This window comes from Micromonospora sp. M51, from assembly GCF_018070305.1.
Taxonomy (GTDB): Bacteria; Actinomycetota; Actinomycetes; order Mycobacteriales; family Micromonosporaceae; genus Micromonospora; species Micromonospora parva.
Genome location: NZ_JAGPXZ010000298.1, coordinates 1 through 6,899 on the forward strand (window position 1 = coordinate 1; position 6,899 = coordinate 6,899).

General features: G+C 72.0%; 6 protein-coding genes. 5 read left to right on the top strand and 1 reads right to left on the bottom strand.

Annotated elements, in window-relative coordinates; all coding sequences use genetic code 11:
* From KBX53_RS17260 to KBX53_RS17280, 5 genes are all read left to right on the top strand, one after another.
* On the top strand, nucleotides 1-595 hold a 595-nt coding region (locus tag KBX53_RS17260; protein ID WP_210860343.1), incomplete at its 5' end, for an extracellular solute-binding protein.
* 1 nt (nucleotide 596) lies between these two features.
* The gene (locus tag KBX53_RS17265) at nucleotides 597-1,514 is read left to right on the top strand and encodes a carbohydrate ABC transporter permease (RefSeq protein ID WP_051708219.1); all 918 of its coding nucleotides are present in this window, start codon (nucleotides 597-599) and stop codon (nucleotides 1,512-1,514) included.
* Entirely contained in the window at nucleotides 1,514-2,335 is an 822-nt protein-coding gene (locus KBX53_RS17270) for a carbohydrate ABC transporter permease (protein WP_210860344.1), read from the top strand. Before KBX53_RS17265 ends, KBX53_RS17270 begins: the two co-directional genes overlap by 1 nt.
* Nucleotides 2,332-4,419 (top strand): alpha-galactosidase, encoded by a 2,088-nt coding sequence (locus KBX53_RS17275; protein WP_210860345.1) that lies wholly within the window; start codon nucleotides 2,332-2,334, stop codon nucleotides 4,417-4,419. The genes KBX53_RS17270 and KBX53_RS17275 overlap by 4 nt, the downstream gene beginning before the upstream one ends.
* A 46-nt stretch (nucleotides 4,420-4,465) precedes the next feature.
* Nucleotides 4,466-6,679 carry a glycoside hydrolase family 27 protein gene (locus KBX53_RS17280; RefSeq protein WP_210860346.1) on the top strand — a complete coding sequence of 738 codons (2,214 nt, stop codon included), beginning with the start codon at nucleotides 4,466-4,468 and terminating at the stop codon, nucleotides 6,677-6,679.
* A 38-nt stretch (nucleotides 6,680-6,717) separates the two neighbouring features.
* On the opposite strand, the gene KBX53_RS17285 is transcribed toward KBX53_RS17280, so the two are convergent.
* Nucleotides 6,718-6,899: hypothetical protein (locus KBX53_RS17285; protein ID WP_210860347.1), on the bottom strand; the 182-nt coding region annotated here is incomplete at its 5' end.

Here is a 6,899-nt window from a genome sequence, read left to right on the forward strand (position 1 = left end):
GCGCTTCGACGACCCGAAGGTCAAGGCGGTCTTCACCCGCTGGCGCGAGGCCCTGCCCTACTTCGACCCCAAGGGCAAGGCGTACCCGTTCCAGGAGGCGACCACCGCGCTGCTGGCCGGCAAGACCGGAATGTTCCTGATCGGCACGTTCTTCGCCGACGCCGCCCCCAAGGACGCGCTCGGTGACCTGGACTTCTTCCGGTTCCCGATCATCGACCCGGCGGTGCCGCTGGCCGAGGAGGCACCGACTGACGGCTTCTTCGCCAGCGCGAAGACCGCCAACCCGACCGGCACCAAGGCCCTGCTCAGCTACCTGGCCGGGGTCGAGGCCCAGGAGGCGTACGTCAAGGCCAGCTCCGGCATCGTGCTGCCGGCCAACCCCAGGGCCAAGGCGTCGGACTCCCCGCTGGTGGTCAAGGGCAAGGCGATGCTGAACGAGGCCAAGGAGCTGACCCAGTTCTTCAACCGCGACTCCAGCGACGCGCTTCAGCCGACCGCCGACACCGCGCTGACCAAGTTCATCGACAAGCCGGACCAGATCGACGCGATCCTGCGGGAGTGGCAGGCCGGCGCCGAGAAGGTCTTCAAGGGCTGACGTGACAGCAACGATCTCCACGACTTCGGTCACCCCCACCCGGCGGCGGCGACGGTCGGCCCGACTGTCGCCGCTGCTGGTGGCGTTCGTCCTGGTGCCGTTCGCGGTCGAGAGCATCTGGGTGTTCTGGCCGGCGCTGCAGGGTTTCTGGTTCTCCCTCACCCGCTGGGACGGGATGACACCGCCGACCTTCGTCGGCACCGACAACTACGTCGAGCTGGCCGGCGACGCCACCTTCCGGGGCGCGCTGGTCAACACGGTGATCTGGCTGGTGCTCTTCGGCGGCCTCTCCGTGCTGGGTGGCTTCGGGATGGCGCTCGTCCTGCAGAAGGAGCGGCGCGGTGTCGGGTTCTACCGGGCCGCGCTGTTCACCCCTGTGGTGTTCTCGCTGGTGGTGACCGCGCTGGTCTGGCGGGTCTTCTACCAGCCCGACGGCATCGCCGACACGCTGCTGCGGGCGGTCGGCCTGGAGAGCCTGATCAGGCCCTGGCTCGCCGACCCGCAGACGGCCCTGTACGCGGTGATCCTGCCCGCGCTGTGGCGCCAGATCGGGTACGTGATGGTGCTGTTCCTCGCCGGGCTGAAGGCGATCGACCCGGCGCTGCACGAGGCGGCCCGGATGGACGGCGCGAACTCCTGGCAGCGGCTGCGGCACGTCACCATTCCCCAGCTCAAGGGGGTCAACGCGGTGGTGCTGTCGGTCATCGTGATCGACTCGCTGCGCTCGTTCGACATCGTCTGGTCGCTGACCAAGGGCGGGCCGTACCACTCGTCGGAGCTGCTCAGCACCTACATGTACTCGACCGCGTTCCAGAGCCTGCGGCTGGGCTACGCCTCGGCGATCGCGGTCGTGATCTTCGTGCTCGCGCTGGCCGTCATCCTCGGCTACCTGGTCCGCGCGTTCCGGGAGGAAGCGTGATGAACAAGCTCCGTACCGGGGCCTTCCACACCGGCATGATCCTGCTCTCGCTGCTCTGGCTGGGTCCGGTGCTCTGGGTGGTGGTGATGTCCACCCGGTCGTTCGACGACATCGCCGCGCACGGCGTGGGCAGCCTGCCCCGCTCGTTCACGCTGGACACCTACCGGCAGGCGTGGACCGACGGCGGCGAACTGCGCGCCCTGATCAACAGCCTGCTCGTCACCATCCCGTCGGTGGCGTTGAGCCTCGGGCTGGCCGCGATGGCCGCGTTCGCGCTGAGCCGATTCCGGATCCCCGGCCGGCGGACGATCCTGCTGCTGATGCTCGCCGGCAACCTGCTGCCACCGCAGATCCTGCTCATCCCGGTGGCCAAGTTCAGCGAGCTGACCGGCCTGTACGACACACTCTGGGCGTTGATCGCGGTGCAGGTCGGCTTCGGGCTCGGCTTCTACACGTTCGTCCTGCACGGCTTCATGCGGGACCTGCCGGGCGAGATTCAGGAGGCGGCCACCATCGACGGGGCCGGCACGGCGCAGATCTTCACCAGGGTGATGCTGCCGCTGACCCGCCCCGCGCTGGCGGCTCTCGGGGCGCTCTCCTTCACCTGGATCTTCAACGACCTGCTCTGGGCGATCACCGTGCTGCGGACCGACGACAACATGCCGGTCACCCCGGCGCTGCTCGCGCTCCAGGGGCAGTTCGTGTCGTCCTGGAACGTCATCGCCGCCGGTACCGTCATCGCTGCCGTCCCCACCGTCGCGGTGTTCCTCCGCTTCCAGCGGCACTTCGTCTCCGGCCTGGCGATCGGAGCGGTCAAGTGACCGCCGAGGCCGGGCAGCGCTGGACGCTGCGCGGCACGCACACCGAGTACACGGTGCGGGTGCCAGCGCACGGTCGCTGGCTGGAACTTGTCGCGTGGGGGCCGCACGGCGTCTCCGACGGGCCCTCGCCGGTCGGCTACGACGGCCCGGTCCCGTTCCTCACCGCCGGGGACGCGGCCCCCATCGAGTACGCCACCGACGCCGACCGCCCGTTCACCGGCCCCGACCTGGTGATCGAGACCTCGAACGGGCAGCGGCGGGTGGGTTTCGCGCACACCGACGCGCGGATCGACGCCGACCAGCGGGAGCTGGCCGTCGAGTTCGCCGACCCGGTCACCGGGCTGCGCGCCACTGTGCACTACCGGATGCCGGTCGGCACCGACGTGGTGCAGCGGTGGGTCGAGCTGACCAACGACGGCAGCGACGCGCTGCGGGTCATCCGGGCCGGTTCGGGCGGGTTCTGCGTACCCACGCCGCACGGCGCACTGCTCAGCCACCAGTGGGGGCAGTGGGCGCAGGAGTTCCAGCTCTCCCACATCGAGCTGGGCCACGGCACCTTCAGCATCGGCAGCTCGCAGGGCGTACCCGGGCATCTGCACGTGCCCTGGCTGGCGGTGCGCGACACCGCCGAGCCGGCCGGCCCGGCCTGGGGGATGGCGCTGGCCTGGACCGGTTCGTGGGAGATCAGCGCGGAGCGGGACACCGGCGGCCTGACCCGGGTCCGGGTCGGCCGTCAGCTGGTCGACGGCCCGTTGGAGCTGGCCCCCGGCGAGCGACTGACCCTGCCGGTGGCGACCGGGGCGTACAGCTCGGACGGCCTGGACGGGCTGGCCCGGGTCTGGCACACCCACCAGCGGCTGCTCGCCGGGGAACGGCTCAGGCCGCGTCCGGTGCTCTACAACTCCTGGGAGGCGACCTACTTCGCCGTCGAGGCGCAGAGCCAGCTCGCGCTCGCCCGGATCGCTGCCGAGTTGGGTGTGGAGACCTTCGTCGTGGACGACGGCTGGTTCGTGGGCCGCGACGACGACACCGCCGGGCTGGGCGACTGGACACCCGATCCGGCGAAGTTCCCGGCCGGGTTCGACACGTTCATCGCCGACGTCCGCGCCCTCGGGCTGAACTTCGGCCTCTGGGTCGAGCCGGAGTGCGTCAACCCGAAGTCGTCCCTGTACGCCGAGCACCCGGAGTGGGTCTACTCCGTCGACGGTCGACCGCTCACCCCGGTCCGCAACCAGTACCTGCTCGACCTGGGTCGGCCGGAGGTCGCCGAGTTCGTCCACTCCACAGTCGACGGTCTGCTGCGCCGGTACGACATCGACTACCTGAAGTGGGACTTCAACCGGCCGCGTACCGAACCGGGTCGGTCCGGTGGGCTGGGCCCACTCGACCTGGACGGCGCGCACGTCGCCAACCTGCACCGGATCTACGAGCGGCTGCGCCGGGACCACCCCGGTGTGCTGATCGAGGCGTGCGCCGGCGGCGGCGCGCGTACCGACCTGGCGATGGCCGCCCGCGCCGACGTGTTCTGGCCCAGCGACAACACCGGTCCACTCGACCGGCTGGCCATCCAGTACGGCTTCCTGCACGCCAACGCCCCGCACCTGCTCAGCTCCTGGGTCACCGACGCGCCCGGCCTGTTCGACCCGCGCCCGCGGACGCTGGCGTTCCGGTTCGTCCTGGCGATGGCCGGTGTGCTCGGCATCGGCGCGGACATCCGGGCGTGGACTCCCGAGGAGCGGGCCGAGGCGGCCGGCTGGATCGCCCGCTACAAGGAGATCCGGGACGTCGTCACGCACGGCGAGGTGCACCTGATCGGCGGCCCCGACCAGGCCCGCTGCGCGGTGCAGTACACAGCGCCGGACGAGAGCCGGGTGGTCGTCCTGGCCTGGCACACCGGCCGGCTCGACGGCGCCGGGCTGCTCCCGTCCCGCCCGGTCCGGTTGCCGCTGCGCGGCCTTGACCCGGCAGCCCGTTACTCGCACGGCGACCGGCGCTACTCCGGCAGCCACCTCACCGCGGCGGGCCTGCCCGTGCGGTGGAGCGCGACCCACGACGCCGACCTCCTCGTGCTGACCCGCGACTGAGCTCGGAGCACCACCACCCCCACCCCCGAGGGACAGGAGTACCTCCATGCGCCTGAACCGACAGCTGACCGCTGCCCTGGCCGTGCTCGGCCTGGGCCTGGCCAGCCCCGTGCCGGCGATGGCCGGCCCACCCCACGCCGACCCCCCGAAGGCCGGCCACGGGCCCGGCCGCCCCGGTCACGCCCCGGCGGCCACCGGCGCGGAGGACCAGGGCGCGCCGACCTTCTTCAACAGTGGCCTCGCCCCCACGCCCTACCAGGGCTGGAACACCTACTTCGGCCTCGGTGGCGATCCCACCGAGGCCGAAGTACGGTCGGTCACCGACTACATGGTCCACAGTGGCCTTCGCGATGCCGGCTACACCTACGTCTGGATCGACGGCAACTGGGCCGCGCCCACCCCGCGCAACGAGGCCGGACAGCTCGTCGCCGACCCGGCCCGCTTCCCCGGCGGAATGGCGGCGCTGGCCGCGTACATCCACAGCAGGGGAATGAAGGCCGGCATCTACACCGACGCCGGCCCGTACCTGCCGGGGCAGTGCGGGCTCGGCAGCAACGGCCACTACCAGGCGGACATCGCCCAGTTCGCCGGCTGGGGCTTCGACGCGCTCAAGGCCGACTGGCTCTGCGGCCGCGCCGCCGGCCTCGACCCGGAGACCACCTTCCGCGAGCTGGCCGAGGCGGTACGCCAGTCACCGCGCCCGATGCTGCTCAACATCTGCAACCCGGTCAGCTCGGACTGGGGTGGCGGCCCGTACACCCCGGAGCAGCTCTCCACCTGGAGCTACACGTACGCGCCCACGATCGCCGACTCCTGGCGGACCTACACCGACGTGGGGCTCACCGACCCGACGCCGCAGTGGGCGTTCCCGTGGGTGCTGCGCAACATGGACGTCAACGCGTACCACCCGGCGGCCACCGGGCCGGGGCACTACAACGACCCGGACTACCTGCTGCCGATGCGTCCGCTGCCCGACGGCGGGTACGAGTTGAGCCTGGAGGAGTCCAAGACGCAGCTCGGCATGTGGGCCATCATGGCCGCGCCACTGGTGATCGGCTCCGACCCGCGTGGCCTGCCGCAGGAGATGATCTCGGCGCTGACCAACCCCGAGATCATCGCCGTGGACCAGGACCCGCTGGTGCGGCAGGGCGTCAAGGTCGCCGACACCGGCACCGACGCGCAGGTCTGGAGCAAGGTGCTCGCCGGCTCCGGCAGACGGGCCGTCGCGCTGCTCAACCGGCACGACACCGCCCAGCAGATCACCGTGAACTTCGCCGACGTCGCCCTCGGCGGGTCGGTCCGGGTTCGTGACCTGTGGTCCCGCTCCACGGTGGACGCCCAGCCGGGCATTCCCGGCGTGCAGCCGTTCACCGGCTCGTACACCGTCGAGGTGCCGGCGCACGGGGTGGCAATGCTCGGCCTGACCGGCACCGACCAGGTCGCCGGCGCCGACCTCGGCGGCACCGCCAGTGCCAGCCCCGCGCTGGTCCGGGTCGACGACAGGCACGCCACCGCCTTCGTCCGCGACGCGCAGGGCGCCCTGGCGGTCAACACCCGTTCCGGTACGACGTGGGGAAGCCGGTGGACCTCCCTCGGCGGCCCGGTCGGCGGCCGGATCCTCGGCCAGCCGGCGGCGTACGGCTCCGCCGACGGGCGGATCGACGTCTTCGTCCGGGGCACCGACAACGCCGCCTGGCAGCGCAGTTACGTCGCCGGTACGTGGGGGCCGTGGCGCAACCTCGGCGGCACGCTGACCGACGCGCCGACTGTGGCGTGGACCAGCCCGACGCAGTGGACGCTTGTCGCCCGTGGTGCCGACGGCAAGCTCTGGACGCGTACGCCGAGCGCTGGCTGGACCGGTGTGGGGGCTCCCGAGAACCGGCCGTTCTACGGTCGGCCGAGCGCGGTCGTCGACGACGCCGGCGTGCTGCACGTGGCGGTTCGCAGTCGCACCGACGAGGTGTGGTGGAGCAGCCGCACCGGCACCACATGGTCGGCCTGGACCAGCCTGGGCGGCACCACCAGCGGCAGCCCGACCCTGCTCGCCACCTCCGGCCGGGTCTACCTGTTCGCGCTGGCCGCCGACAACCGGCTCTGGCAGCGCAACCTGGCCGACGGTGCCTGGGGCGGCTGGTTCCGGCGCGGTGAGTTCGCCACCGACGCGTTCCGGGGTGCGCCCGGGGCCGCCGCCGGAGCCAACGGCAGCGCCTGGCTGGCGGTACGCGGCGTGGACGACCGGGTGCACCAGGTCATCCTGTGATCCACCGGGCGGGCCGTCGACCGACGGCCCGCCCCGGCTCAGGCCGGGACGAGTTCCCGGCAGCGGTGCAGAGCGGCCCGGGCCAGCGGGGTGTCACGGCCGGCGATCCCGGCTTCCAGTTCGGCGACCGCCGCCGCGGCCCGCGCCGGTTCACCCTGCGCCGCTGCGGCCTCGGCCCGCACCAGCACCGCGTCGGCGGCCCACGCCCGGATGCCCTTTC

What these genes read in the sequence shown, in the direction of transcription:
- KBX53_RS17270 (WP_210860344.1), top strand. Translation starts at nt 1,514, where the DNA reads ATGAACAAGCTCCGTACCGGGGCCTTCCACACCGGCATGATCCTGCTC.
- KBX53_RS17280 (WP_210860346.1), top strand. Translation starts at nt 4,466, where the DNA reads ATGCGCCTGAACCGACAGCTGACCGCTGCCCTGGCCGTGCTCGGCCTG.